The sequence below is a fragment of the uncultured Mailhella sp. genome (assembly GCF_963931295.1).
GTDB lineage: Bacteria > Desulfobacterota > Desulfovibrionia > Desulfovibrionales > Desulfovibrionaceae > Mailhella.
In genome coordinates, this window is the sequence record NZ_OZ007001.1 from 2,770,457 (window position 1) to 2,796,710 (window position 26,254).

The following is a 26,254-nucleotide window of genomic DNA, read 5'->3' on the forward strand; positions in this document are numbered from 1 at the left end:
TAGATGGACATTCTCATGACTCAAGATGAGCAGGGGCTTTTTGATCTGCCCGTAAGGAAAGGTGATCTTGTGGGGGATGACTCGCTGGGGACGGAAATTATGGTTTCGCTGTTTACCGATGTCCGGGCGGAAAAGGATGAGCTTCCGCCAGAGTACAGCGATCTTCGCGGCTGGTGGGCAGATGCGCTTCTTTCCATGCAGGGGGATGAACAGGGGACAGGTTCCAAGCTCTGGCTTCTGCGTCGGCAGAAGCAGCTGGAGGCTGTACTTGTGCAGGCGGAAGCCTATGCGCGGTCCGCGTTGCAGTGGCTGATAGATGAAGGTCTGGCCGGCGCTGTGAGTGTAACGGCGGAGAATTCTGTCCAGGGAATGCTTACCCTCACGGTCTCCATTACGAGGTCGAGCCCTTCCGTTGTCCAGCGTGTAACGGATGTCTGGCAGATCAATATTACCGAAAACAGTATCACTCTGGGGGCAGTATGAGCTTTTCGAGGCCTTCTCTTTCCACCCTTCGCTCCCGCATAGCGGCTGACGTGTCCGGACGTCTTCTGGATGGTGCGCCGCTTAAGTCCCGGTCGGTGCTATCCGTGCTGGTTTATGTGTGGGCCGGAGCCTGTCATCTCATGTATGGTGCCTTGCAGTGGTATTTTACTCAGTTCTGGGCCAAGACGGCGGAAAAGGAATATCTGGAACGCAAGGCATCTACTTGGGGCATTACTAGGAAGGCAGGAGCCTATGCCGTGGGGCAGATAACTTTCTCCGGTTCCGGCCTTGTGCCTGCCGGCTCCGTGCTCAGGAGCGACTCCGGCCTGCTTTTTACTGTGGACGCTGATGTTTCCGTGCCTGGCATAGGGAATGTTACCGCATCGGCAATAGGCAGTTCTGGAAATCTGGAAGCCGGAGAGACGCTCACTCTGGTGCAGGCTGTGGCCGGCGTTTCCGGTTCGGCTGTGGTGAACTCTCTCTCCGGAGGCGTGGACGCAGAAACGGATGAAGAGCTCCGTGCCCGGCTTCTGACAGCGTTGCAGGCTCCTCCTATGGGGGGATCGGCCGCAGATTATGTGACCTGGGCTCTGGAAGTGCCCGGCGTTACCCGTGCCTGGTGTTATCCGCTTTATCTCGGCATCGGCACCGTGGGGCTGTCCTTCGTTTGTGACGGCCAGGAAGAATCTCCGCTTCCGGATGAGGAAATGGTGCAGCGCGTCCAGGACTATATCGACGCACGCAGACCCGTGACAGCTGATTTTCTGGCCTTTGCACCGCAGGCCCTGAAAGTGGACATCTCCCTGAAGATATCTCCCAACACGGAAGCCGTGCGCAACGCGGTGAAGCAGGAGCTTGCGGACCTGTTTGTCCGTGAAGGCACTCCCGGTGTGACTATCCCTCTGTCTCATATCAATGAGGCTGTGAGTATCTCCGCTGGTGAAGAGGATCATGTGCTGGTTTCCCCCACGGAAAACATCGTTCCTGAAAACAATGTCATGCCCATGCTCGGAAACGTGACCTTTGCGGGGGTGGACTGATGGCCGCCCATACCGCAACCGAGTACGCCGCCATGCTGAGAAAGCTGCTGCCGCGCGGCGTTATCTGGGCCGCGTCTCCGGAATCCAACCTTGCCCGTCTGCTTACGGCGTTCGGTGCTGAACTGGCCAGACTGGAAGGCGATGCGGAACGACTACTCCGGGAGCTCGATCCGCAGCAGTCGCTGGAAGCTCTGGAAGACTGGGAAGAGGAACTCGGCCTGCCGGATGAATGTTCTCAGAATGGCGCCGGCGTAGCCGCCAGGCGTGACGCCATAGTCAAAAAGCTTCAGCGCGGCGGCTTCATGAATGAAGCCTATTATGTCGAGCTGGCCGGCTCTCTGGGGTATGAGGACGCCGTTGTATCCCGCGTGCGTGAGTTTCGCGCGGGCGTGTCGCGTATGGGGGACAGGCTGAACGATATCCTTTTTCATCATGTGTTTTTCGTCTCCGTACCTTCAGGCGGACAGATACGGGCGTTTCGCACGGGAGAGTCCGGTATGGGCGAACGTCTGCGTACGTGGGGCGATGATTCCCTGGAATGTATTTTGAACCGGCAGAAGCCTGCGCACAGCATGGTTTTTGTCACCTATCAAGGAGTTGAAGATGCAAAGAATTAAAGCGTCCGGCGTCGTGTCGGTCATGCCTCAGGCTCAGGAAAATTCGTATGACCCCGGCTACTTCTCCAACGGCAACCCTGCAACCGGTGAACTCGCTACCATGATGACCGCAGAATGGTGCAACGGCGTACAGGAAGAACTGCTTGCGGTGATTCAAGATGCTCAACTTACCCCTTCCGATTCGGATCTTTCGCAGCTTCTGCAAGCCTTGAAGCATCTTTTTTCCACTTCGGACGCAGAAGTGTTTCGCAAGTCCATGATCGGCTGCCTTGTGCCCATGGCTGTGTCCACGCTGCCCGCAGGATTTGGAAATCCTGACGGCTCCCTGTTCCTGTTTGAGGACTATCCCGAGCTTGAAGAGAAGTACAACGCCGGCGGCTTCAACGCATGCTGCTGGAAGCGAACGCTTCCGCAGAGGATAAAGCTGCCTGGGTCGGCAAATGGGTAAAGCACTCGGAAGGTATTGGATTATATGCACCTCGTTTGCAAGGACTGTTCTTGCGGAACGCGGGGACTCAGGGACAATTCAACGCGCCGGGATTACCTCAGATGAGCGGAGAACTTTTTGATGTGTACGGCGGCGAGCAAATGAGTATAAAGACTCCGACAGGTGTTTTTGAAAACAGTAATGCATACACAGTTGGCTCTAAAGGGGCATCGTCTGGAACAACTCTATCAGGCATGAATGTTAGACTTTATGCATCGTTGGCTTCTCCGTGTTACGGGGCTTCCGACACGGTTATGCCCGAGAGCGCAGACATGACCGTGGGGCTATATCTAGGCCGTACGGCCTAGATATACACCACAAACGAGGCTCACGTTACACGGTCTTGTTTCCTCTGCGTTGCGCTGATGTACGGTCCACACATGTACTCCGGTTCGAATATTACCGGATGCTACATTATATGATGTAGCCTCTGTAGACGTCACTCTTGTTGCATTACCGACAACGGCGGCTGGTCCAGCACTGTTTTCGGTGACGGTGCCAAAAATACGAGATGTTATTTGCTGGATGCCGTTTTGCACGGCGTCCTGTTGGTATGCACCCGCATCAGAGGCATCCCCGTTCCGCAAGGGCGTAAGGTGACAAGATTTTTTCTGCATCCATAGGCCCTTGCGGAACGGGGGTACGATAGGTCGGTATAATGCTCCAGGTATGCCTGATATTTATGGTAGCCTGATTGCCTGCTATGAGCAGGAGCATAGTGGATTCTCAGGGGCGTTCTGGTCTGATGACGAGCATATAGCCGGATCAACTGGCGGAGCGGATGACCGTATTGTGTATTTTAACGCATCTAAATGTAACGGTGAGTATGGAGCCCAAGCAACGGTCATGCCCGCGTCCGTCGATATGGCCGTTGGTATCTATCTAGGCTGCTCTGCCGAGGTATAGACCCGCTACAAAGTCGATACTGGCGGGCATAACGGTAGATTGAGCTCCATACTGACTGTTTGCTTTAGATGCATTAATATTGATGGTTCTTATTTTTAGATTACCTGCCGAGGTATTATTTATACCCGTATTTTCTCCTGTAGCTGGATTGAATAGGACTCCGTTAGATGGAGAATCCGTAGCTGCAAAAATATTGTAAGTCGAGCCTATGATATTTGGTATTCCTGGTATATTGTATTGTCCAGTAATCCCCGCGTTCCGCAAGGGCGCACGATAACAGAAAAATCTTGTCGCCTTACGCCCTTGCGGAACGCGGGGACCATGGGAGCTTACAATACCGCGGGATTGCCAAATGTCACGGGCAAGATTCAAGGCGGAGATTCTGCTGGCGTTACTATCTGGGCTCATCACTTGGATAAGGGTGCGCTATCGAGCATTATGAATACTAAATCGTATGCTTCTCCAGCAGAAGCCGTATCAGAGTATTATGATGTAGAAATAGATGCTTCTCGTTCAAATTCTATCTATGCTGCATCAGATACGGTAATGCCTGCCAGTGCCGATATGACAATGGCCTTATACCTCGGCAGAACGGCCTAAATAGATACCGACAGCCATATCAGCGCTTGCGGGCGTAACTGTGGCCTGTGCCCCGTACTCTGAGTTTGAGCGCGACGCGGAAAAATCGATACCATCCCAGCCATAATGCCCGACTCCTAAAACCAAGGCTTCTGGCACTGGATGTCCGTCCAGCGCGCCGGAAAAACCAATGGCTGTTTCCTGGTCACGGTATACCTGCATATTGCTCCAGCCTGCGACTACGTCAGGTAGTCCGGGAACATTGTAGCGACCAACACTTTCCCCGCCCCGCAAGGGCAGGATAGACTATAAATTTATATATATTCCTGATAGTTAACAAGAAAGTAACTATCTGGAGTATTACTATGATTAAAAATTTTCCCTGGAGGCGTAAACCGTGGAAGGTTGAATGGAAGAATCCGTGGACAAAGGCCCCGCGTGTCCGCTGGTTTGAATCGGAATCGCAGGCGGTCGCGTTTGAGGAGGCTCAGCGGGCGATTTATGAAAGGGAAAAGGTGCTCATGACACGGGCGAGAAAACGCAGCAGGGCGAATGCGCCGGCAATCACCATAGCTGAGCTTTTCCGGGAGTTTCTGGCGCGTCCTGATATCAGGGAGTCCACAAGATCATCGAGCGGCTATCATATCAAGCCCATCTTGGAGCTTTTCAGCGCCCGAAGGGCGGCCAGCCTTACGCTCGATGACGTGCGCGTATTTTCGGAAATTCAGCGGGGGCGGAATGTTGGCCAGAGTACCATAAATCGCCGTCTGTCCGTCCTTCGGGCTGCCTGCAACTGGGCAGTGGCCAAAGGTTTTCTGAAGGAGTCGCCCATACGGAACATGAAGCTGCCGCACGCGCCTTCCCGGCGCATCGAGCCGCCCACTATACCGGAGATTGATCGTCTCCTGAAGCATGCCCCTGAGCATATCCAGAGAATCATTCTTCTTGGGCTTTACACCGGGGCGCGTCCCGGCCCCTGTGAGCTTTTCCGGCTACGGTGGGACGACATTCTGCTCGATGAGGGAGTCATCTATATGCCCTGTGCCTATAAATCAAAAACGATTTCCGCGCGCTATGTCCCCATTCATGAAGCCCTGCTTCCCAAGGTCAGGGAATGGAGGAAGCAAGACGGGAATACTTGTTCAAGCGTCATTCATTACCGGGGCAAGCCGGTAAAGCGTATCAGCGAAACATGGCGCAAACTGAGGGAGAAGGCCGGCATTGCCCGAAAAATACGGCCGTATGACCTGCGCCACGCCTTCGCCACTCTGAGCATGGCGGAAAGCGGCGATATAAAAAGCATTGCCGAACTGATGGGGCACAGTACCTACACTATGCTGCTATCCGTCTATCAGCATGTGAGCAACGCTTTGAAAATTAAGGCGGTCAACGCCATACCGGTAGTGGCCAGCCTGAAAATCTGACCTTCCGGAAAAAGAGCCTGTTGGCACCACGGCATCCGCCGGAGGTGGTCTTGCAGTGCGCCTGAAATCGTTTGCTCAGGAGTGCCCTAGGCTTTACGCTTGCGGTTTAGAGGGGAATACAGCCGAAACGTAGAAAAAAGGAGAAGTGTCATGAAGCTGTATAGGTATGACCTGAAAACAGGCGAGCTCACCGGGGAAATGGAAGCCCAGAAACGGCCTAACGGGCAGGACATTGTTGACGTGATAGGGGCGACGGTTCAGCAGCCGCCGCAGACCGGAGAAAAGCAGGCCGCACGTTGGACGGGCGACGCCTGGGAACTGGTGGAGGATCACCGCCAGACCAGGGACAAGGGCGGCGTTATCGTGGAAGGCTCCGGAACGGCTTACTGGCTGCCCGGCGATACTTGGCAGACTCCGGCACGGTATCTCACCGAACTGGGGCCGCTGCCTGAAGGTGCGTTGCTGGAACGGCCGGCTAAGACGCCAGAGGATATTGAAAAGGAAGAGCTTGCCGCGGCACAGATGCAGGCAAACAGCATCATCAATGCTCGTATGCGCACGGCTACGCTCCAAACGTCTGCGTTTTCTGCGTCTGAGTTCGCAGTCATGGCTAAGGCTCATGTATTCGAGTCCTGGCAGGCCGGGCAGACCTATAACGCGGGATACCGCCTGGAATATGAAGGCGTGGTCTATGAAGTTGTGCAGGAGGTCACTGCCCAGGAACACCAGCCGCCGAACGCCGAGGGGAGGCTTGCCGTGTACAGGCCTCTTTCTGTGGACGCGGGTACCGGCGACGAACCGGACGGTACGAAGGAGAGCCCCTATACATATCTGCATGGCATGGACGTGAAGAATGGAAGCTACTACACCTTTGACGGCAAGCTCTGGCTGGCCAAGGCTGATATGCCCGCATGTGTATGGGATCCTGGTACCGAAGGCCTCTGGCAGTGGGAGGAGGTGACAGAGTAATGGAAAAGCTTATAGGGCAGGGCGTCCACTTCGAGCGTATCCGCCGAATCACCGGCTACCTGGTGGGCGGACTGGACCGCTTCAACGATGGTAAGCGGGCCGAAGAACGCGACCGCGTGAAGCACATGAGCATGGAGCCCTGGAAACGAGCAGCGGCTTGACGTAGCGGGTAAAAGGATTCATTAAGAAGGGGCAGGGAGTGCGCTAACACCCTCTGCCCCAGAGATGGGCACATCCTCCGCGATTTGTGGATCGCAAGTTTCAATGCCCGGTAGAAGTTGCACCTTCTACCGGGCGACTTGCTTTTTTAGAGGTTCAACAAGTGAGCCGCCAAAGCCGCAAGGACGGCAGCCGTAAACGCGGCCAGCACGTCCCGGAGAAAGTGCTTCATGGGTTTATCCTCCTTTCGGGGGACGTGCCCACGCACGGCACCATACGGATATGATCGAGAAAAAACAAGGCCCGGTGACGAACCGGGCCTTGCGTATATGAGCGGATGCTATACAGTATAATTTTTAATAATAGCTTGTAATTTATCCATAAATGTAGAACAGGCAGACTCTATTTTCTTATAGCTGACTTTATCTACGCAATACGGTCTTGAACTTGGTCCGCCTTCTTCTTCGATAAAGGCATCGATGTCTGGATCATAATATGAAGATATGAGGATGGGAGAATATCTAAAATATAGTAAAAGAGTTGGATTCTTATAAGGTTTTCCATTTTTATATGTTTTTCTCATATAAATGGATAATTCATCAACATTATTTTGACATGTATATTCACTCCATAGTCCAGTACCAGATAGCATGGAGTCAACGGTTGGAATGATGTCTTTGATGGTTTTTATATGATAAATAGGCTTAGGGTTTTGATCTGGATGGGTAGAAATATATTCAGCTGCTTTAGCAAGCAGGGGAGATTCTTTGGCTCGGCTAGCAAGTAGTTCTATCCCGTCGGAATCTTCGGTAATACTGGAGCTGTCACCAGTTAAAAGTTTAGCAATATGTTTGCAAAACAATTTTCCCCTCATTCCTGCGGGGCACGTACAAGAGGCTTTTAGTTTTTTTCCTTCACCTTTTATGGTTACTGTATATGGTTTTTGTGCACTGCCTTGTACATAGTAATAAAGGTCAGGGATAGTATTTTCCTGGTTGATTTTATCATCCTTTTGAATTTGACTTTTTTGTTCCTGCAAAGTGAGCATATTTGCATAATTAAGAACATCTTTTTCTAAAAATTTTTTATCTGTTGTGCGTACTAGTAAACCCTTTTTATAATCACGATTAATTTTTGTTAAACTGACCTTTATTCCTAGAGATTGGAGATATTCAAAAACTTTCACTTGTGTGGGGAAAATGCGGTCAGTCATCTGTATCTCCTTTCTTTTGATTATTTTCTAAAAAGGAAAACCGGCTCACTTTTGCCCATCGGCGCTTTTTGCTGAGCTGGCGGCAGAGCCTTCCGTAGAATCTCCCAGAAGGAGCCTTGCCGTGAGTGTTCGGTTCAAGCGGCGCTCTTCATCCAGCTCGGAGCGAAGACGTTCGTTTTCCGACCTCAAGAATTTTATTTCTTCTGGGGTAATTCGTTCGGGACAAATGTCTCCCTCTTCCACACCAAAAAAAAGAAAATTCTTGGGTACATCGGGCCAAAGTTCGGAGATGCGCCAAAGAAGTGAAGCTAGTTTCCCTTGGTGTTCAAAACTAAAGTAGCGATTGAAAGTTGGTTGAGCGATGCCGAGAGCTTGGGCCAATTCTTTACGGCTACTTTTTTTCTTTTGAAGAACAAGGTCAACACGTTCAAATAATTCCATAAAATAAAACCTTGCCATAAAAATTCAAAAATGAATTGACTTAATATTCATTTTTGAATACAAGCGTAATAGCCAAGTGAAACAAGAAAGACAAACAACAAAGCAAAATTTTTAACTATAGGAAAAGCAAGCAGAGGTCAAAGATGGAACGCTATGACCTGCTCAGAGAATGGATGAATGACAATTCTGTCACATTGGCGTGGGCAGGAAAAAAAATGGGGATGACAGGGCAAGGTGTTGGGCGTCTTCTGCGTGCAGCGCGGATACCGGTAAAGCGACACGAGGCGCTGGTCTCACTCGGATTCCCCATTGAACTGCTGCCAAGAGCTGAAAACTATGTCCGGAAGGCTATCGTTCCCGTTTGGGAACAGGCTAGCAGGGCCGGCGCTTGAACTGAACGTAAAAAAGGAAGCGAGATTCTACGATGGAAAGTCTCACAAGAATCTGCCATGCGGCTGTGAAGTGCGCGCCTTCCGGACTGTCTGCTGAAGATGTGGCCGATGTGCTGGGCGTGAACTACAAAACCATGATGGCGGAGCTGTCCGGCTCGGAACGGCACAAGTTCAATCTGGACTTGCTTGTGCCTCTCGTGCGGGCCACGGGCAGCGACGCACCACTGAAGGCCATAGGCAGAGCCTGCGGATGTCTTTTTATCCGCCTGCCGGACGTTGGCGACGTGGAGCAGCCCATGCTGGATGGTATGGCTGCGTCGGTCCGGGAGTTTGGAGACCTGCTGGAAACGCTGGGCGACGCTTTGCGCGACGGTGTGATCTCCAGAGTGGAAGCGGACAGAATCACCAAACAAGGGCAAGAGGTGCTGGAAGCCGTGATGAAGGTCATGAAAATGGCCGGAAAGGAAGCCGAATAAAAAGCGGCCCGCAGGGAAAGGGAAGTTCCCGGCGGGCCAGAACGCAAACATACCATAGGAGTGCGTATGAAAAAAGACGTACAGCGGAAGACTGCGCCCGTCAATCTTTTTTCCTTCCATTTTCGCGGACGGGAAGAGTTGCGGGACTATTTGGATGGACTGCACCGCCTGTGCAAGGGTGGAAGAATTGTTGATATCCCCGTCCACGGATGGGTGGTCAAAGGGGGATGCGCATGAGCCAGGAAATGATCCAGAGACAGGCGCTGGTGCAGTTGATGGAGTCCATATCCGTCGCGGTGACGAGAACTGCGCGGATGGAGTTTTTGAGTATGAAGCAGTTGCTGACCTCTTCGGAGGTGGAAGAACTGTATGGTATCAATGCCCGGACCTTGGCCTTCAAGCGGAGCCGAGGGGGAGGTCCGGACTACATTCAGGAGGACGAGCACGGTACAGTTTTTTACAGGCATTCCGACATCGAGGCATATATCAATCGGAATCGCCGTCGGGGCTCTTGAAGTGTGTAGCCAGAAGGGCAACGGCAGCTTGCCGGCTGTCCGGGCACAGGTGAGCGTATCGCTGGGTCATGGTAATGGAAGCATGCCCCATCAGCTGAGAGATCACCAGTAGAGGAACCCCGTCAATGGCAAGCCAGCTGGCAAAAGTGTGGCGCAGCGTGTGGAAAACGACACGCTGCGCCCTGGGCGTTTCGGGAGTATTGAGGCCGAGCTTGAACGTGAGCTCATTGAAAACATTGTGAGTAACACAGGCATGACCGTTTACCTTTCCAGGAAAAATATGATCGGTGGGGAGTTTCCCTTTGATGAGCCGTGCCATGATATCTACGGCCGGAGCCGACAGGTGAAGCATACGGCGTCCAGTTTTTCCGTTCACTTCCGCAACGCCGGCCGTGAGGTCTATGCAGGACACGGTGAGACTGAGAATCTCCCCCAGTCGTCCCCCAGTGTAGAGGCTGAGGGCTGCAATATCATGCCAGACAGGGGCTCGTTTCGCCAAAGCGTCCAAAAGCATACGGGCCTCTGCATGCGTAAGGTACCGGGTACGCTGATTGTCCACTTTAGGCGGGGTAACGTCTTTTACAGGATTTTTACATTTACCCAGTCCTGCTTTTTCTGTCTGGGTGTAGAGGGAGCTTAATACATGAAGCATGTGCTTGACACTAGCCGGCGCCATCCCACTGGCCAGCCGAGCATTTTTCAAACGGGTGACCATTGCCGGAGTCACGTCGTCCATGAACATGTGGCCGAACTCCGGAAGGATATGCTTCTGCATATAACTGATTGTGGCTTTGGAGTTCCTGAGAGTCAGGAGATGATGCGTCTTGTAGTATTCCCAGGCATCAGATATGCGAGGCACCTGCGTGGGCAGGCCGCGGCGTTTTGCCAGCGCCTCGTTTCGCATCTGATAGGCAGCCTGTGCGGTCATGCCTTCGCTGCGCCAGCCGCATTTTGTCCACACTCTCTTGCCGTCAATTTTGAGGCAGTAGTAAAAGACGACGTCCGGCTTGCCGTTGTGGCGGCGTTCGGTGCTTTCTCTCGTGTACACGCCTGTGAACCTGGTGCGGCTGGTTTTCATGCTCATGGCAGACTCCTGCGGGGCTATGGAGTAACCAGAGAGGGGGGAAGATATCTCCCCTGGCATCTCCCCAATTATGAAAATATCTCCCCTCAGGTAACCCGAGAGGAGATATTTGGATATAGCAGGTTGCAAGGGGGCCTGCAAGCTTTGTCAATATTTTTCGCTAATTACACACAGCTCAAAACAGATTCTATCAGCTACACGTTGAACAGGAAGTTCATCATGTCGCCGTCCTGGACCACGTAGTCCTTGCCTTCCACGCGGAGCACGCCCGCGGCGCGGCAGGCCGCTTCGGACTTGTACTTCATGTAGTCTTCGTAGCTGATGACTTCGGCGCGGATAAAGCCCTTTTCAAAGTCGGTGTGGATGACGCCCGCGGCCTGCGGAGCCTTCCAGCCCTGACGGAACGTCCAGGCGCGCACTTCCTTGGGACCGGCGGTCAGGAAGCTCGCCAGACCGAGCGTGTGATAGCCCATGCGGATGATGTTTTCGAGACCGCTTTCCTCAATGCCGTAGGATTCCAGCATTTCCGCCTGTTCGGCGTCGGAGAGGCCCTGAAGTTCCTCTTCGAGGCGGGCGCAGATCTTTACCATGCCGCAGCCGCGGGATTCGGCCAGTTTGCGCAGAGCCTTCACGTGATCGTTGTCTTCCTCGATGCCGGCTTCGTCCACGTTGGCGCAGTAGATGAACTTCTTGGCCGTGAGCAGGGAGAGCTCGCGCCACACCTGCTTGAAGGGTTCGTTGAGTTCGGGCACTTCAAAGGTGGAACCGGGCTTGCCTTCGCCAAGATGCGCGACAAGCGCTTCGAGCACGGGCTGTGCCTTCTGCATTTCCTTGTCGAATTTTGATTTTTTCTTCAGGGTGTCGAGGCGTTTTTCCGCGGTGTCGAGGTCGGCGAGCAGCAGTTCGGTTTCAATGGTGTCCACGTCGCGCAGCGGATCAATGCTGCCGTCCACGTGGGCGATGTTTTCATCGTCGAAGCAGCGCACCACCTCCACGATGGCGGCGCATTCGCGGATGTTGGCCAAAAACTGGTTGCCGAGACCTTCGCCCTTGCTGGCCCCGCGCACGAGACCGGCGATGTCCACGAAGTCCACGGTGGCATAGATGGTTTTGGCGGGCTTCACAAGCTCGGTGAGCGCGTCGACGCGTTTGTCGGGCACGGCCACGGTGGCCTTGTTGGGCTCGATGGTGCAGAAGGGATAGTTGGCGGCTTCGGCGTTCTGCGCCTTGGTGAGCGCATTGAACAGGGTGGACTTGCCCACGTTGGGCAGACCGACGATACCTAGACTCAGTGACATGACAAAACTCCGGAATAAGGCGGGACGCGCATCAGCCGCGCACGGCTATGTGAAGGTTGGCGACGCCCAGCGTGAAGGGAATGTGCTGAACAAAGGCAAAGCCCGCCTCGCGCAGTTCGTCGCTGAAGGCGGCGGGCTTCGGAAAGTTTTCGATGGTGTCGGCGAAGTAGTCGTAGGCCGACGTGGAATGGCTGACGAGTCCGGCGAGTTTGGGCATGATGTGGCGCAGATACCAGTGATAGCACGGACCGAACACGGGCGTGGACACGGGAGCGAATTCCAGAATGCAGGCTCTGCCGCCGGGTACGAGCAGCCGGTGCATTTCGCGCAGGGCCTCCATGCGGGGGCGCACGTTGCGGATGCCGAAGGCGATGGTCACGGCGTCGGCGCAGCCGTCGGGAAGCGGCATGTGCCGGGCGTCGGCCACCATGGTGGTCACGCGGGAGCGTTCTGCCGCGCGCATTTTGTGCTCTTCGCCGTAGCGGAGCATGGGCTCGCAGATGTCCGTGGCGTACACGCGCAGCTCAGGATAACGGCGTATCAGCGCAAGGGTGACGTCGAGCGTGCCCGCGGCCATGTCGATGACCGTGTTCGTGGGGCCGGGAACCACGGAACGCACGAGATTGCGCCGCCACCAGCAGTCCAGAAAAAGGCTGAACACGCGGTTCTGCAGGTCGTACCACGGCGTCATGCGGCCGAACATTTCCGACACGTTGCGGGTGTGCTCGTCGCCGGGCTCCTGGGAGGATGCGCGTTCGGAAGACGCGGCGTCTGCGGACGTTCTGGCGTTGTCTGCGGCCGCGTCCGCTGCGGGACGGCTGTTTTCGGCAGAAGATGCGGACGTCTGCTTCTGGGAAAGGGATTCGTCGCCGGGCATGTTCTGACTCACTGCTCGTCTCCTTCCTCTTCTTCGAGGCGTTCTCTGCCCTTCAGGGCGGTGTCCATGACCACGCGGTAGATGGAGGGGAAGATTTCTTCGAAATTGCTGGGAGAAAGGCGCTGCGATTCGATGAACTTCACTGCGATTTCCTTGCTCACCTGCATGATTTCACGTTCCAGTTTTTCCATTATGAACTCCTGCGGCACGGCCGCAAGCTGAAGGCAAAAAAACCCGCCTGTGGGGAATGGCCCCGGCCACCGCGGCTGGGAACCGGGCGGGTCAAAAAGACGGGAAGGAATGCCCCCCAGCCTTTTTATGTTGACGTGTATCGGACGGCGGCTTTTCGGAACTGCGTTCCGTCGCGCCGCCTCGGCGGAGCGACGACGCCGGGAGAGAGCTGTGCGGCCCGCTCCCGGCGAAGATTTAGAACATGTCCTTGAGCAGATCTTCGCCCTGCTGAGCCTGTTCCTCCACCTGCTGAACGAGCGCGGGATCGACGTCGCCGTCGAGGGCGTCGAGGCCGTAGCCCGTGCCGGGTTCGGTGCCTTCGATGAAAGGCATGCTCATGCCGTCGGCGTCGGCGAACACGATGCCGTCCGGTTTGGGGAAGTCGTCGGGCGGATAGGCCTTGAGCGCCTCCCTGGCATAGTAGATGTAGGCGGGCAGGGCGGCTCCGGAACCCGTTTCGCCGCGGCCCATGGGCTGGAGCTGATCGTAGCCTATGTAGGTGGCGGTGACGAGGTAGGGCGTCATGCCGATGAACCAGGCGTCGTTTTCGTCGTTGGTGGTGCCGGTTTTGCCGCCGAGGGGGCGACCCAGCACGCGGGCCTTGCCGCCGGTGCCGAAGTTCACCACGCCTTCGAGCAGTTTGGCCATGACATAGGCGTTCTGCGGCGTGATGGCCTGCACGGATTCGGGCTGGCTTTCATAGATGGTGTTGCCCCAGGGGCCCTGAATGCTGGTGATGAAGCGCGGCGAGCTGACCTTGCCGCCGTTGGCGAAGGCGGTGTAGGCCTGCGCCAGATTGAGCGGAGACACGGCCACGGCGCCCAGACTGATGGACAGGGTGGCCGGGAACTCGGGCGTGAGGCGCAGGGCCTTGGCGCGGGCAATGATGTGCTCCACGCCCATCTGCTGCGCCACGCGCACGGTGCAGAGGTTGCGGGAGCGGGCGAGGGCGCGGTAAAGCGGCATGGGGCCGTTGAACTTGCCGTCGTCGTTGCCGGGACGCCAGGCTTTTTTCGTCCACTTGTCGATGAGTATGATGGGGGCGTCGAGCAGCATGGAGGCGGGGGTGAAGCCGTTGTCGAGCGCCGCGGAATAGACGATGGGCTTGAACGAGGAGCCGGGCTGGCGCTGCGCCTGCGTGACGCGGTTGAATTGGGAGCCGGAGCTGCCGAAGGAGTAGCCGCCCACCATGGCCACCACGTCGCCGCTCTGCGGTTCGATGGACACCATGGCGCCCTGCACGTCGGGATATTGCTGGAGTCGCAGGGCAATGACGGCTTCATGGGGACGCAGCACGGCGTCCTGCGCGTTTTTGGGCGCTTCCGTCAGGTTTTTGCTCGTTTTTTTCTGGGATTTGGCGGTCGCGGCGGGCGTCTTGTCGCGGGAAACCCAGATGACGTCGCCGGGTTTGACCACTTTTGTGGCGTCGCGCATCACCACGGCGGTGACGGATCCGGCCACGCGCTTGTTCGGCTTGCGCGCCCAGTTCATGGTGCGTACGCTCACGTAGCCGCGCTGCGTTTCGGAGAGCAGCACGTCCGCGCCGGACTTGTTTACGCTCGTCACGAGCGCGAGCGCCCAGCCGTCGTCGTCGAGATCGGAGAGCTTGAAGTCCTTTTTCTTGAGGAAGTCCGCATATTCGGAAGGTTCGAGATGCTTGACCGGTCCGAGCCATCCGTGACGCTTGGTGGCGTCTTCCAGACCGTGGCGCAGACCTTCGTTGGCGGCCTTCTGCTGCACGGGATCCATGGCGGTGTGTACGGTGAGGCCGAGCTCATACACGGCGTCTTCGCCGTAGATGCCGAAGTCGTAGCCGTTCTTCTTGCAGTTCTCTTCCGAGAACATTTCCACGAGCAGGCGGCGCACTTCTTCCATGTACCAGGCTCCGTCGGGATTGGACGAGGGCATGGCCTTGTATTCGAGCTTCTGGTTGATGGCTTCGTCGTACTGGGCGTCGCTTATCCAGCCGAGGTCGCGCAGGCGGCGCAGCACGTGACGCTGACGGTTCTGGGCGGCTTCGGGATTGCGATAGGGATTGTAGGCGGAAGGCGACTGGCCGAGACCGGCGATGAGCGCGGCTTCGGCAATGGTGAGATCTCTGGCGTTCTTGGCGAAGTACACGCGCGCGGCGGCTTCCACGCCGTAGGCGTTGTTGCCGAGGAATATCTGATTGATGTAGAGGGTGAGAATTTCGTCCTTGCTGAGCTGCTTTTCCAGACGGTAGGCGAGAATGGCTTCCTTGAGCTTGCGTTCGTAGCTCTTTTCCGGGGTGAGCATGAGGCGCTTGACCACCTGCTGCGTGATGGTGCTGCCGCCCTGCCTTGTGGAGCCGTGCTGGAAGTTGGCTATGGCCGCGCGCACGATGGCTTTGATGTCCACGCCGGGGTGATTGTAGAACTGATCGTCTTCCACGGCGAGGAAGGACATGGGCACGAACTTGGGAAGCTGGTCGAGCGTGACGAGAAAACGCCGTTCGTGGTAGAGCTGACCGATGAGACTGCCGTCGCGGGCGAGCACGGTGGTCACCAGCGGCGGACGGTAGTCGGCGATTTTGCTGAAGCTCGGCAGATCGTCGGACACCCACTGATACAGCATGTAGCCGCCTGCGGCCGCGCCCAGCGCGCCGAGCACGACAAGCGTGCCGAAAAGATAAAGTATGGTGCCGAAGAATCCGCGGCCCTTGCGGCGTTTTCTGCGGGATTTTCCGGGAGCGTCCAGAGAAAGCAGTTCGCTGTCGGAGTCGTCATCCGCCGCGGGTCTGGAAGATCTTCTGTTCCTGCCGGGGGCGGGCGTTCCGAAATCGAGCCTGTCGAGTCCGTTGTCGTTGTTCCAGTCTTTGTCGCTCATGGCAATAGGGAAAGTGAAGTGTCCGGGGAAAGCGTTCCGCCGGGGGGGGGGGGCGGAACGCCGTGACTGCGCGCTAGTTCTGGCCGAGCAGACGGGCCAGAGCTTCGTTGACCATGGCGGGATTCGCCTTGCCGCGCATTTCGCGCATGACCTGGCCGACGAAGAAGCTGACGAGCTTGGTCTTGCCGCCCTTGTAGGCTTCCACTTCGGCGGGATGGGCGTCGATCACCTTCTGCACGGCGGCGTCGATGGCGCCGGTGTCCGAAACCTGAACGAGGCCGCGTTCCTTGACGAGCGCCGCGGGCATGACGTCTCCCTTCATGAGTTCGGGGAAGATGTCGGCGGCAATCTTGGCGGAAATGGTGCCGTTGCCGATGATGGCGACAAGCTCGGCGATGGCTTCGGGCGTGATCTTGATGTCGGCGCTGCTGACGCCGGTCTGATTGATTTCGCGCAGCAGCATGCCGAGCATGATGTTGGCCGCCTTCTTGGGCTGAGCGCCGAGCGCGCAGGTCTTTTCAAAGAGCTCGGCAAGATGCGGATCGGAGCAGAGCTGTTCGGCGTCCTGTTCGGGCAGCTGGAGTTCGCCCATGTAGCGGGCCATGCGGGCTTCGGGCAGTTCGGGCTGCGTGGCGGCCCATTCGGCGAGTTCCTCGTCGGTGATGACCACGGGCAAAAGGTCAGGGTCGGGGAAGTAGCGATAGTCCTGCGCGTCTTCCTTGCTGCGCATGGGCGCGGTGAGGTTGCGGTTTGCGTCGTAGAGACGGGTTTCCTGAATCACCTTTTCGCCGTCGTCGAGCAGATCGGACTGTCTTGCGATTTCAAATTCGATGGCGCGCTGCACGTTGCGGAAGGAGTTGAGGTTCTTCAGTTCGGTGCGGGTGCCGAGCTTCGTTTCGCCGCGCGGACGGATGGACACGTTGGCGTCGCAGCGGAAGCAGCCTTCCTCCATGTTGCCGTTGCTGATGCCGAGGCTCACTACCATGGCGTGGAGCTTCTTGAGGTAGGCCACGGCCTCTTCGGCGCTGCGCAGATCGGGTTCGCTCACGATTTCGATGAGCGGGGTGCCGGCGCGGTTGAGGTCCACATAGCTGAAGTTTTCGCCCTGCGGATGGATGTTCTTGCCCGCGTCGTCTTCCATGTGGATGCGGGTGATGCCGATGCGGCGCTTCTGCCCGTCGACCGTGATGTCGAGCCAGCCGTGTTCGCACAGCGGAAGCTCGAACTGCGATATCTGATAGTCCTTGGGCATGTCGGGATAGAAGTAGTTCTTGCGGGCGAACTGCGAGCGCTGATTGATCTGCGCGTGGATGGCGAGGGCCATGCGCGTGGCGTATTCCACGGCCTTGCGGTTGAGCACGGGCAGCACGCCGGGCATGCCGGAGCACACTTCGCAGACGTTGGTGTTCGGCTCGTCGCCGAAGGAGTTGGGGCAGGAACAGAAAAGTTTGCTGGCCGTGGCCAGGTGTACATGTACTTCCAGGCCGATGACAGCCTCGTATGCAGACATGGGGTACTCCCTGAAAATAGCTGGTAAACAAAGCTCCGAATGGAGGAATCTGTATTGCTATCATTAAAAGGCCCGGGGCTCAAGCGAAACCCGGGTGTGCGTTCAGGGCGTTGCGGGAAGGAGCGGCGGTCGCAGCAGAGAGGGCCGCGGACGGGCCAAAGCGGCGGAACACGCGACGGGCTCTTTTTGCCGCAGGGCGGGCGGCGGCCCGGATGGCGCCGACGAGGCGCGGGAGCAAACTGATAACGCGGAGCGGAGGAAGTTTCGCTGTCGGACGGAAGGTTCGCGGGAGTCGCCGAACGCAGGGAATCCCGGAAGAAAGAGGATGCGCCGGTCGAGACGCGCGCCGAAGATTCCGAACGCAGGGAAGGCAAGCAGCCGCGTCTTTGGGAAACGATGCGGCGCAAGATCTTCGGGGATTTTTGCGGCCTGCCCCCTGCCTCGGCGCGGGGCAAAGGGCACAGGCGCGCGTTTTTCGCCGGGCAGCCGGAGCGCGGAAGGCTTTTTTCAGCCGTTTTCCCGTCGGCCCGGCCCGGAGGTGACGATGCCGCGATCGATGAGGCGGCGCAGGTACCAGTTCTTGTCGCTCACGAGCATGTGGAGCTGATCGGGCGTGCCCTGGATTTCCAGCACGTCGCCGAAGTCCAGCGGCAGATTTTCCTGCCCGTCCACGGAAAGCAGTACCTGATCGCCCTGACGGCAGGCTTCCAGCCGGATGCAGGAAGAGGCGGGCAGCGCGATGGGAGGAAACCCCCCGGCAAAGGGACAGATGGGCGTGACGAGCTGGGCGTTCATGGAAGGAATGGTGAGCGGGCCGCCTGCGGAGGCCGTGTAGGCGGTGGAGCCGAGCGGCGTGGACACGATGACGCCGTCGCAGCGCAGCGTGCTGAAGTGGACGCCGTCGATGTTCAGGCTCAGAGAAACCGCGCGGGCGACCACGCCGTGCGCGGTGACCACGTCGTTGATGGCCACGCCTTCGCTGAGGGGCTCCAGCATGTCTCCCTTCCGCCGCAGAATGCGCCAGTGCAGGGTGAGGTGTCGTTCCAGCTCCCATCGGCCCTGCAGCATGTCGGCCAGAGGTTCTTCCCAGCCCTCGGCGGGAAGAGAGGCCAGAAAGCCCACCCTGCCGAAGTTCATGCCGGCAAGGGGCGTGCGTATGCCGGCCAGACGGCGGGCCACGCCTATCATGGTGCCGTCGCCGCCGAGCACGAGAACGGCGTCGCTGGCGGCTGCCTCGGCCCGCATGGTCATGGCGTCGGCGCCGGCGGAAAGCAGCACGCCTTCCACCTGACGGGAGCGCAGCCAGGGAATCAGGGCCCGCCCGGCGTTTTCCGGCTGAGGGTTGTCCTTATGAAGAATGAGAAGACGGGAGATGGGCTGCATGAAACATCCTTGAAATCGCCTGCAACGGCGGGGAATGGCCGCCCGGACGGCGCGGCGAAGGAGCGCTCGCCGGAAGGCGGACCGGACAAAGGCTCTTGTACTCTAAAGAACAAACCCGCGCAATGGAAAATTGAAACAACGGCCGGATGTCGGCGGCGGACCCGCCGGGAGCCGGAAGGCTGCGGCTTTTGGCAAAAGCGCGGAGAAATTTGCGGAAAAAGGCGGCCTTGCCCCTTGCCGAAGCGCCCGGGAACGTTATTTCTCTTCTGCGGGGAAGGGACGCGCGCCCGCCGTGGGCGGGCCCCGGCCATTGTCAGTGTCGGCGCTTTGGAGTATGGTTCCTTCTCTGAAAGTCGCGGCGAGAGCCGCTCACGTCAAGCGCTTATGGAGCATCATGAAAACAGCTCTTGAAATTATCCACGAACATGCGGAAGAGGGCGCGAAGCTGCGTCGCCGCTTCCTTGCCGACGCCGCTCCCGTTCTCGACGCGGCTTCCCGCCGCATGGCGCGCAGTCTTGCCGACGGCGGCAAGATTCTTGTCTGCGGCAACGGAGGCAGCGCGGCCGACGCCCAGCACATGACCGGAGAACTTCTGGGTCGCTTTCTCATGGAACGCCCCTCGCTTCCCGCCGTGGCGCTCACGGTGGACACGTCCACGCTGACCGCCGTGGGCAACGACTACGGGTATGAAGAAGTGTTTTCCCGTCAGGTGTCCGGCCTCGGTCGTCCCGGCGACGTGCTGGTGGCCTTTTCCACGTCGGGCGGAAGTGCCAACGTCGTCAAGGCCATCGAAGCCGCCCGCACCGCGGGTATGGCGGTGGTGGGACTCACCGGCAAGGGCGGGGGCAGAATGGCCGCCATGTGCGACTATCTTCTCGACGTGCCCCATTCGCACACTCCGCTGATCCAGGAAATGCACGAAGCGTGCATGCACCTTATGTGTCAGCTTATCGATCATTATCTCTTCGAGAATGTTCAGGCCCTCAGCGAGGGCCCGAAAGGAGCCTGATTCCATGCCTATTTACGAATATCGCTGCAAAGCCTGCAATCATACCTTTGAGGATCTCGTCTTCGGCGACGAAAAGCCTTCCTGCCCCAAGTGCCATTCCACGGACACGGAAAAGATGATTTCCCGCTGCTCGTGCCGTCTGGCCGACGGAACGCCCGATTCCTTCGATCTGCCTTCCGCTCCGGCGTCCGGCGGCGGATGCGCCGGATGCTCCGGCGGCAACTGCGCAAGCTGCGGTCACTAGTCTGCGGGAATCTCGCCTGTTTTCCTGCGGCGACGCAGCGTTTTTTCTGAATGCCTCATGGACGCGACGCGGGTGCATCGCGTCCATGATTTTGTCTTTGTTCGGGGCGCGGAGGCGATGTCGGCTTTCGCGTCGGCGCGAAGGATTCGGAACACGCGTCGGCGTGGCGCTCCCAGGAAGAGCGGAGCGTTTTTCCGTAAAGCAGGCAAGATTCGAGCTGCCGGGCAAGCCGGCGTCATTCATTCTGCCGTTTCCCCGCGGGGGGCTGCGCCCCCGGCGCGACGGAAGACCCGACGGGCGTCTCTGCCGGTGCTGAGGCACGTCGGTTCCGGCAACTCTGGAGTTTTTATGAAAAAAATCATCATTGCCACGCGCGGCAGCAAGCTGGCGCTCTGGCAGGCGGAACACGTCAAAGGACGCCTCACGGCGCAGTATCCTGATCTGGAAGTCGAACTGCTCGTGCTCAAGACCAAGGGAGACGTCATTCTCGACGTGCCTCTCGCCAAGGTGGGCGGCAAGGGCCTTTTCGTGAAGGAAATAGAGGAGGCGCTGCTTTCCGGCGCGGCGGACATCGCCGTGCACAGCATGAAGGACGTGCCCATGGTGCTGCCCGAAGGGCTGATTCTGGGCGCGGTTCCGGAACGGGAAGTGTGCAACGACCTCTTCCTTTCCGAGCGCTGTGCGGAACTTGCCGCGCTGCCTGCGGGGGCCGTGCTCGGCACAAGTTCCCTGCGCAGACAGGCGCAGGTTCTGGCGCTGCGGCCCGACATCCGCGTGGCCATGCTGCGCGGCAACGTGGAAACGCGCCTGCGCAAGATGAAGGAAGGGCAGTACGACGCCATCATTCTCGCCCGCGCGGGCGTCAAGCGTCTGGGGCTTTCCGCCACCTTCCAGCAGGATCTCACGCCGCCGGACATGCTGCCCGCCGTGGGACAGGGCGCGCTCGGCGTGGAAATGCGCGAAGACAGGGCCGATCTGCGCGAGCTTCTTTCCTTCCTTGAACACAGGCCCACGCGCCTGTGCGTTTCTGCGGAGCGCGCGTTCCTGCGTCGTCTGGACGGCGGCTGTCAGGTGCCCATCGCGGCCCACGCCGTGCTGAACGGCGACGAGCTGGAACTTTCCGCGCTGGTGGCCGGCGTGGACGGCAAAACGGTGATACGAGGATTCAGACGCGCCGAGGCCTCGCCGGAACAGGCGGAGCTCATGGGCTGCGCGCTGGCGGAGGAACTGCTTTCCAAAGGCGCAGACCGCATTCTGGCTGAACTTTACAATGGAGAAGACGGGGAAAAGGCATGAGTCCTGCGCTTCGCACCATAGCGCCGCTGTCTGCGGACAAGCTGCGTCCCTGCTGGCCCGCGGAACGCGTTCCGTGGGAGGACAGCCGCGCCATTCCCCGGGGCGGACGCCGTCGCCCGGCGCAGCCCAGGGCGCTGGCTGCGCTGGAGCTTGCGGTGCATATCCGCAATTCCGGGTACAACGTGTATCTTTCCGGCTCGCCCGATCTGGGGCGCACCTACATGCTGTGCGATTTTCTCGAACCGCTCGCCCGCCGGGAAGCCACGCCTCCAGACGTCATTTACGTCAACAATTTCAAGGATGAAGATCGGCCCGTTCTCATTCAGCTTCCGGCCGGACAGGGCAGCCAGATGCGCGATGCGCTGGCCGACGCGCTCCGCCAGCTTCGCGAGGAGCTGCCCGCGCGGCTTGATTCCGACGTGTTTCTGCGCAAGCGCCGCGCCGGACGCGAACAGTTCCGCGAAGAGCGCTCGAACATGGTCAAGGAGCTTGAGCGCATGGCCGAAGAAAAGGGCTTTGCGCTCGAAGCCGAAGAGCAGGGAGCGCTGTCGCTGTTTCCCATGAAGGAAGGCAAGCGCCTGAGCGACGAGGAAGTGTCGCTTCTGGACGCGCTGGAGCGCCGGGAGTTCAAAAAAAGAGCGGATCAGCTGCTGCAGAGCATGGCTCCCTTTGTCCGCAAGATGGGTGAGCTTGAAAAGAGCTTTCAGAAAAAGGAGCGTCAGCTTGAGCGCGAGGCGGCGGAATACCTCTTGAACCGTCTGGTCTCGCCGGTGGCGGACAAGGCCTGCCGTCTGTCCGGCTGCGAGGAGAAGACCGACGCGCTGCGCACGTTCTTTGACGATCTTCGGGCCGACGTGCTGGATCATCTGGAGCTTTTTCTGCCCAAGGACGGACCGTCTCTGCCGGGGCACGGCGAAAGCCCCGCGCCGCAGGAGCCGGATCTGTACCGCTACAGCGTCAACGTGCTGGTGGACAACGGCGACATGCGCGGCGCGCCCGTGGTGGTGGAGGATCATCCCACCTACGGCAATCTGCTGGGCTGCGTGGAAAGGGAATCGGAAATGGGCGCGCTCGTCACGGACTTCACGCTCATCAAGGCCGGTTCGCTGCATCGCGCCAACGGCGGCTATCTGGTGCTGCATGCCAACGATCTTCTGGCCAACGGCCCCGCATGGGAAGGACTCATGCGCGCGCTGCGCTCCGGCGTGGCCCGCATTGAAGACCCGGACTTCAACGATACCTCCCGCGTGAAGGGCATAGAGCCGGAACCCATGCCCCTGAATCTGAAAGTGGTGCTCGTGGGCGAGGAGGATCTGTACGAAATGCTGCTGGAGCGCGACGAGCGTTTTGCCAAGCAGTTCAAGATCAAGGCGCAGATGGCTTCGGAGACCGAGCGCACGGCGCCGTCCGTGCGGTCGTGGCTCTGTCAGCTCGCCCGCATCATGGACGAGGCCGATCTCTTGCCGTTCGACCGTGAAGCGCTGGCCGGTCTGGTGGATCACGGCTCGGAGCTGTGCGAGGATCACCGGAAGCTGACGCTGCGTTTTCCGCTCATGCGCGAAACGCTCATCGAGGCGTCGGCCACGGCCGCCATGGCGGGCAAGTCCGTGGTGGACAGAGCCAGTCTGAACGCGGCGCTGAAAGCGCGTCGGCATCGCTCCGATCTTGTCGAGGAACTCTTCATGGAGGAATACGACCGCGACGTCATCAAGCTGCGCACGTCGGGTGCCGAAGTCGGCTGCGTCAACGGTCTGGCCGTGACCACGAGCGGCGACTACGAGTTCGGCCTGCCGCATCAGATTTCCTGCACCGTGGGCGTGGGACACGGCGGCATCATTGACCTTGAGCGCGAGGCGGAGCTCGGCGGCCCCATCCACACCAAGGCCATGATGATTCTGAAAAGCTATCTGGCTTCGCAGTTTGCGCACAACAAGCCGCTGGTGCTTTCCGGCAGCCTATGCTTCGAGCAGAGCTACAGCGGCATTGAAGGAGATTCCGCGTCCGGCGCGGAACTCGCGGCACTGCTCTCCGCTCTGTCGGAAGTGCCCATCCGACTGTCTCTGGCCTTTACCGGCGCGGTAAGCCAGTCCGGGCAGATCATGGCCGTGGGCGGCGTCACCCGCAAGATCGAGGGATTCTTCGAGCTGTGTTCCCGCCGCGGACTCACGGGGGAGCAGGGCGTCATCATTCCGCGCGACAATGTGGAGCATCTCATGCTGGACGACAAGGTTGTCGAGGCCGTGCGCGAGGGGCGTTTTGCCATCTATCCCGTGACGCACATTTCGGAAGCCATGGAACTGCTTACCGGCATGCCGGTGGGGCGTCGCCGCAAGAACGGCACTTTTGCCCGGGACACGCTGTTTTATAAGGTTGACGAACGGCTGAGCGAATTCGGCTGGCTGGCCGAGCACAGCTTCAAGACCAGAAAGCGCAGAACGCGGGCCTGAGCGGCGCGCTTTTCTGCGCAGAGCAGCGTTCGGGGCGCTGGGCGTGCCGGGAACGAACGCGAGAGTTTGGAAAAGGCGTCCGTCTGTTTTTCCGAGGGGAGAAACGGACGGACGCCTTTTTCGTGCGTGTGGCGGCAAGAGCCGCGGAAGATCAGTTTGCTTTCGGTTCGCGGAGGAAGCAGGCGCACACCGCGCCGATGACGGCCAGAGGCGTGAGCAGATGCATGGCGGGGGCCAGACCGCCCCAGAGGTCGGCGACCCAGCCCAGCACGGGGGCGAACATGCCGCCCACGCTGACGGCAACCCCGAGGGTGATGCCCGAAGCAAAGCCCATGTTTTTGGAGAGATAGCGCTGACCGAGCACGACCATGGAGCTGAACGGCGCGAACAGGGCTATGGCGAGCGGAGCCAGCAGAACGCCGGCCAGCCACGGACTGCTCACCAGCGGAAACACGGCGAGAATGGGCAGGGAGAGGAAGGATGCCCAGCGTATGACTCGGCGGAAGCCCCAGCGGTCGGCGGCAGCGCCGCCGGAAAGATTGCTGGCTACGCCGAAGATGGAGAACAGCACGAGCATGAGGTTGCCGGTGGACACGGACGCGTGGAACACGCCCTGCCAGTAGAGCGGCAGGTAGGTGGTGAAGGCCACGGTGAGTCCCATGCGGGTAAGCAGGCAGCCGGAAAGAATGCCGAAGGATCCCCATTCATTGGCGGCCGAGCTGGTGTTTTGCGTGGCCTTGGGAGTTCTGGCCGCCATGTCCCAGGCGGAAACGCGCCAGAGCAGCACCGACGCCATGACAACGCCGAGCAGGCAGAAGGCGGCGGTGCCGTGCAGTCCGAAGCCGCCCAGGGTCATGCCGCCGAGCGGAACTCCGCCGACCGCGAGCATGACGATGACCGGCCCCATGAGCATGCCGCCGTTGCCGCCCACGGAAAAGATGCTGAGTCCTACGCCCTTGTGGTCGCCGGACACGATGTTGGCGTAGCGGGCCGCCTCGGGATGAAAGACCGCCGCGCCTATGCCGCCCAGCACCAGAGAGACGAACATGGCATATTCGTTGGAGAGAAAGCCGGTGGCGCCGATGCCCAGGCTCGCCATGAGAATGCCGAGCGGAATGAACCAGCCGCGGGCTATTTTGTCGGCGAGCAGGCCGAGGCCCGGCTGCACCAGCGAGGCCACGGCGGAATAGGCGAAGGCGAGGAAGCCGCAGGTCTGATAGTCGAAGCCGTGAGCGGCCGCAAGATAGGGCAGCAGGGCGGGCAGCGCGTGGGAATTGAGGTCGCAGGAAAGATGCCCCAGGGAAAGAAGAAGGATTTTTCTGTAGTTCATGGCAAAAGACGAAGGTCGGAGTGAACATGCCGGACGGCATGAGTGCGGGCTGTCATGCTAGTCCAGTGCGGGGCGCGTGGCAAGACGCCGCATTCGTCCTTTGCCGCGGCCTGAGAACATGCGTTTCGAGGGCCGATCTTCGATGCACGTTGTCGCGTCCTTCCGTCTCCGTTTCAAAAGCAGGCCGGAAGGGCGCGTTCTGCCGAAAGTGGGCAATTATTTCAGATGCATGAATTTGGCGGCGTTGTTGTAAAACACGTCTTCCAGAGCGCTGGCGGGCAGACCGCAGGAATGGACGCGCTGAATTTCCGCGCTCGGGTGATGGAAGGGCGAATCAATGCCGAACATAACCCTTTCCGAACCCACGGTTTCATAGGCGTTCCTGATCTGGCATCCCATGGGCATGCCGGATACTTCGAGGAAGAGGTTGTCGTATTTTTTCGCCATGTTGATGCTGCCTTCGATGTACACGCCATGACCGTGGCCCATGTGTATCATCACCGTGGGCACTTCGGGGTGGCGTTCGGCGAGCAGACCGATCTGCCAGGGCAGGGAATAGGGCGGGTGTCCGCAATGGATGAATACCGGCTTGTGGTATGCCTGCGCGATGTCCATGATGGGATCGACCATGGGGGAGTCGGCGGTGAAGGCGTCGAAGAGAGGCTGCATCTTGACGCCGGCGAAGCCCTCGTCGCGCAGATAATGTTCAAGCATGTCATAGGCCTGCTGTCCGAGGTTGGCATTGACCCAGCAAAGAGGAATGACGCGCTCCGGCATGGCGTGCCAGGCGGCGTTCACTTCTTCGTTGAGATGAGCTCCCGCAGGGCACAGGATGGTTTTTTCAATGTTGTACTCGTCCATCTGACGGGCGAGAAGTTCCGTGTTGAAGTTGACGTTGAAGGGACTGCCGAAAAAACCGATATGGGAATGGGCGTCGATTTTTTTGAAGAAGTCGAAATCATACCGAACGTTGTCCATGACGATGCTCCTTTTGGTC

27 protein-coding genes are annotated in these 26,254 nt (G+C 58.6%); 16 read left to right on the top strand and 11 right to left on the bottom strand.

What is annotated here, in order from left to right; all coding sequences use genetic code 11:
* The first annotated feature begins 3 nt into the window (after positions 1 to 3).
* From ABGT79_RS11730 to nrdD, 8 genes are all read left to right on the top strand, one after another.
* A complete protein-coding gene (locus ABGT79_RS11730; protein WP_346666326.1) occupies positions 4 to 483 on the top strand; it encodes a phage GP46 family protein in 480 nt (159 codons plus the stop codon).
* Positions 484 to 587: 104 nt separating this feature from the next.
* Positions 588 to 1,523, top strand: coding sequence for a baseplate J/gp47 family protein (locus ABGT79_RS11735; RefSeq protein WP_346666327.1), 936 nt, complete (start codon positions 588 to 590; stop codon positions 1,521 to 1,523).
* Positions 1,523 to 2,140: a putative phage tail protein gene (locus tag ABGT79_RS11740; RefSeq protein WP_346666328.1), complete on the top strand. Its 618-nt coding sequence runs from the start codon at positions 1,523 to 1,525 to the stop codon at positions 2,138 to 2,140. The genes ABGT79_RS11735 and ABGT79_RS11740 overlap by 1 nt, the downstream gene beginning before the upstream one ends.
* A complete protein-coding gene (locus ABGT79_RS11745; protein WP_346666329.1) occupies positions 2,127 to 2,588 on the top strand; it encodes a hypothetical protein in 462 nt (153 codons plus the stop codon). The genes ABGT79_RS11740 and ABGT79_RS11745 overlap by 14 nt, the downstream gene beginning before the upstream one ends.
* A 1,266-nt stretch (positions 2,589 to 3,854) precedes the next feature.
* On the top strand, positions 3,855 to 4,133 hold the full coding sequence (locus ABGT79_RS11750) for a hypothetical protein (RefSeq protein ID WP_346666330.1): 279 nt from the start codon (positions 3,855 to 3,857) through the stop codon (positions 4,131 to 4,133).
* 344 nt (positions 4,134 to 4,477) lie between these two features.
* Positions 4,478 to 5,536: a tyrosine-type recombinase/integrase gene (locus ABGT79_RS11755; RefSeq protein WP_346666331.1), complete on the top strand. Its 1,059-nt coding sequence runs from the start codon at positions 4,478 to 4,480 to the stop codon at positions 5,534 to 5,536.
* Positions 5,537 to 5,686: 150 nt separating this feature from the next.
* Positions 5,687 to 6,505: a hypothetical protein gene (locus ABGT79_RS11760; RefSeq protein ID WP_346666332.1), complete on the top strand. Its 819-nt coding sequence runs from the start codon at positions 5,687 to 5,689 to the stop codon at positions 6,503 to 6,505.
* Positions 6,505 to 6,666, top strand: coding sequence for an anaerobic ribonucleoside-triphosphate reductase (nrdD, locus tag ABGT79_RS11765; RefSeq protein ID WP_346666333.1), 162 nt, complete (start codon positions 6,505 to 6,507; stop codon positions 6,664 to 6,666). The genes ABGT79_RS11760 and nrdD overlap by 1 nt, the downstream gene beginning before the upstream one ends.
* A 338-nt stretch (positions 6,667 to 7,004) precedes the next feature.
* On the opposite strand, the gene ABGT79_RS11770 is transcribed toward nrdD, so the two are convergent.
* Positions 7,005 to 7,877: an SWIM zinc finger family protein gene (locus ABGT79_RS11770; RefSeq protein WP_346666334.1), complete on the bottom strand. Its 873-nt coding sequence runs from the start codon at positions 7,875 to 7,877 to the stop codon at positions 7,005 to 7,007.
* Positions 7,878 to 7,922: 45 nt separating this feature from the next.
* Positions 7,923 to 8,336, bottom strand: a complete 414-nt coding sequence (locus tag ABGT79_RS11775) for a hypothetical protein (RefSeq protein WP_346666335.1) — start codon at positions 8,334 to 8,336, stop codon at positions 7,923 to 7,925.
* A 125-nt stretch (positions 8,337 to 8,461) separates the two neighbouring features.
* On the opposite strand from ABGT79_RS11775, the gene ABGT79_RS11780 reads away from it, so the two are divergent.
* From ABGT79_RS11780 to ABGT79_RS11795, 4 genes are all read left to right on the top strand, one after another.
* Positions 8,462 to 8,710 (top strand): hypothetical protein, encoded by a 249-nt coding sequence (locus ABGT79_RS11780; RefSeq protein WP_346666336.1) that lies wholly within the window; start codon positions 8,462 to 8,464, stop codon positions 8,708 to 8,710.
* Between the two features lie 32 nt (positions 8,711 to 8,742).
* Positions 8,743 to 9,186, top strand: coding sequence for a phage regulatory CII family protein (locus tag ABGT79_RS11785; RefSeq protein WP_346666337.1), 444 nt, complete (start codon positions 8,743 to 8,745; stop codon positions 9,184 to 9,186).
* A 66-nt stretch (positions 9,187 to 9,252) separates the two neighbouring features.
* Positions 9,253 to 9,423: a hypothetical protein gene (locus ABGT79_RS11790; RefSeq protein ID WP_346666338.1), complete on the top strand. Its 171-nt coding sequence runs from the start codon at positions 9,253 to 9,255 to the stop codon at positions 9,421 to 9,423.
* Entirely contained in the window at positions 9,420 to 9,701 is a 282-nt protein-coding gene (locus ABGT79_RS11795; RefSeq protein ID WP_077072283.1) for a hypothetical protein, read from the top strand. Before ABGT79_RS11790 ends, ABGT79_RS11795 begins: the two co-directional genes overlap by 4 nt.
* On the opposite strand, the gene ABGT79_RS11800 is transcribed toward ABGT79_RS11795, so the two are convergent.
* The 7 genes from ABGT79_RS11800 to ABGT79_RS11830 form a co-directional block, all read right to left on the bottom strand.
* The gene (locus tag ABGT79_RS11800) at positions 9,673 to 10,785 is read right to left on the bottom strand and encodes a site-specific integrase (protein ID WP_276819582.1); all 1,113 of its coding nucleotides are present in this window, start codon (positions 10,783 to 10,785) and stop codon (positions 9,673 to 9,675) included. The two genes, ABGT79_RS11795 and ABGT79_RS11800, sit on opposite strands and share 29 nt — an antisense overlap.
* 194 nt (positions 10,786 to 10,979) lie before the next feature.
* On the bottom strand, positions 10,980 to 12,083 hold the full coding sequence (ychF, locus tag ABGT79_RS11805; protein WP_346666339.1) for a redox-regulated ATPase YchF: 1,104 nt from the start codon (positions 12,081 to 12,083) through the stop codon (positions 10,980 to 10,982).
* A 31-nt stretch (positions 12,084 to 12,114) separates the two neighbouring features.
* Positions 12,115 to 12,972 (bottom strand): ubiquinone/menaquinone biosynthesis methyltransferase, encoded by an 858-nt coding sequence (locus ABGT79_RS11810; protein WP_346666340.1) that lies wholly within the window; start codon positions 12,970 to 12,972, stop codon positions 12,115 to 12,117.
* The gene (locus ABGT79_RS11815) at positions 12,969 to 13,151 is read right to left on the bottom strand and encodes a hypothetical protein (RefSeq protein ID WP_294485110.1); all 183 of its coding nucleotides are present in this window, start codon (positions 13,149 to 13,151) and stop codon (positions 12,969 to 12,971) included. The genes ABGT79_RS11810 and ABGT79_RS11815 overlap by 4 nt, the downstream gene beginning before the upstream one ends.
* A 235-nt stretch (positions 13,152 to 13,386) precedes the next feature.
* Positions 13,387 to 16,038: a PBP1A family penicillin-binding protein gene (locus tag ABGT79_RS11820; protein WP_346666341.1), complete on the bottom strand. Its 2,652-nt coding sequence runs from the start codon at positions 16,036 to 16,038 to the stop codon at positions 13,387 to 13,389.
* 73 nt (positions 16,039 to 16,111) lie between these two features.
* Positions 16,112 to 17,548, bottom strand: a complete 1,437-nt coding sequence (gatB, locus tag ABGT79_RS11825) for an Asp-tRNA(Asn)/Glu-tRNA(Gln) amidotransferase subunit GatB (RefSeq protein ID WP_346666342.1) — start codon at positions 17,546 to 17,548, stop codon at positions 16,112 to 16,114.
* 507 nt (positions 17,549 to 18,055) lie between these two features.
* Entirely contained in the window at positions 18,056 to 18,931 is an 876-nt protein-coding gene (locus ABGT79_RS11830; protein ID WP_294485116.1) for an NAD(+)/NADH kinase, read from the bottom strand.
* Between the two features lie 394 nt (positions 18,932 to 19,325).
* Here ABGT79_RS11830 and ABGT79_RS11835 point away from each other — a divergent pair, with 394 nt between their 5' ends.
* The 4 genes from ABGT79_RS11835 (at position 19,326) to ABGT79_RS11850 (ending at position 23,927) form a co-directional block, all read left to right on the top strand.
* Positions 19,326 to 19,940, top strand: coding sequence for a D-sedoheptulose 7-phosphate isomerase (locus tag ABGT79_RS11835; protein WP_346666343.1), 615 nt, complete (start codon positions 19,326 to 19,328; stop codon positions 19,938 to 19,940).
* Between the two features lie 4 nt (positions 19,941 to 19,944).
* Positions 19,945 to 20,184, top strand: a complete 240-nt coding sequence (locus ABGT79_RS11840; protein WP_294485120.1) for a zinc ribbon domain-containing protein — start codon at positions 19,945 to 19,947, stop codon at positions 20,182 to 20,184.
* A 348-nt stretch (positions 20,185 to 20,532) separates the two neighbouring features.
* Complete coding sequence (gene hemC / locus ABGT79_RS11845) at positions 20,533 to 21,480, top strand: hydroxymethylbilane synthase (protein WP_346666344.1); 948 nt, start codon at positions 20,533 to 20,535, stop codon at positions 21,478 to 21,480.
* Positions 21,477 to 23,927 (top strand): AAA family ATPase, encoded by a 2,451-nt coding sequence (locus ABGT79_RS11850; protein WP_346666345.1) that lies wholly within the window; start codon positions 21,477 to 21,479, stop codon positions 23,925 to 23,927. The genes hemC and ABGT79_RS11850 overlap by 4 nt, the downstream gene beginning before the upstream one ends.
* 151 nt (positions 23,928 to 24,078) lie before the next feature.
* Here ABGT79_RS11850 and ABGT79_RS11855 read toward each other — a convergent pair whose 3' ends face one another.
* Positions 24,079 to 25,257 carry an MFS transporter gene (locus tag ABGT79_RS11855; protein WP_346666346.1) on the bottom strand — a complete coding sequence of 393 codons (1,179 nt, stop codon included), beginning with the start codon at positions 25,255 to 25,257 and terminating at the stop codon, positions 24,079 to 24,081.
* A 216-nt stretch (positions 25,258 to 25,473) separates the two neighbouring features.
* Entirely contained in the window at positions 25,474 to 26,235 is a 762-nt protein-coding gene (locus ABGT79_RS11860) for an amidohydrolase family protein (RefSeq protein ID WP_346666347.1), read from the bottom strand.
* Between the last annotated feature and the right edge of the window lie 19 nt (positions 26,236 to 26,254).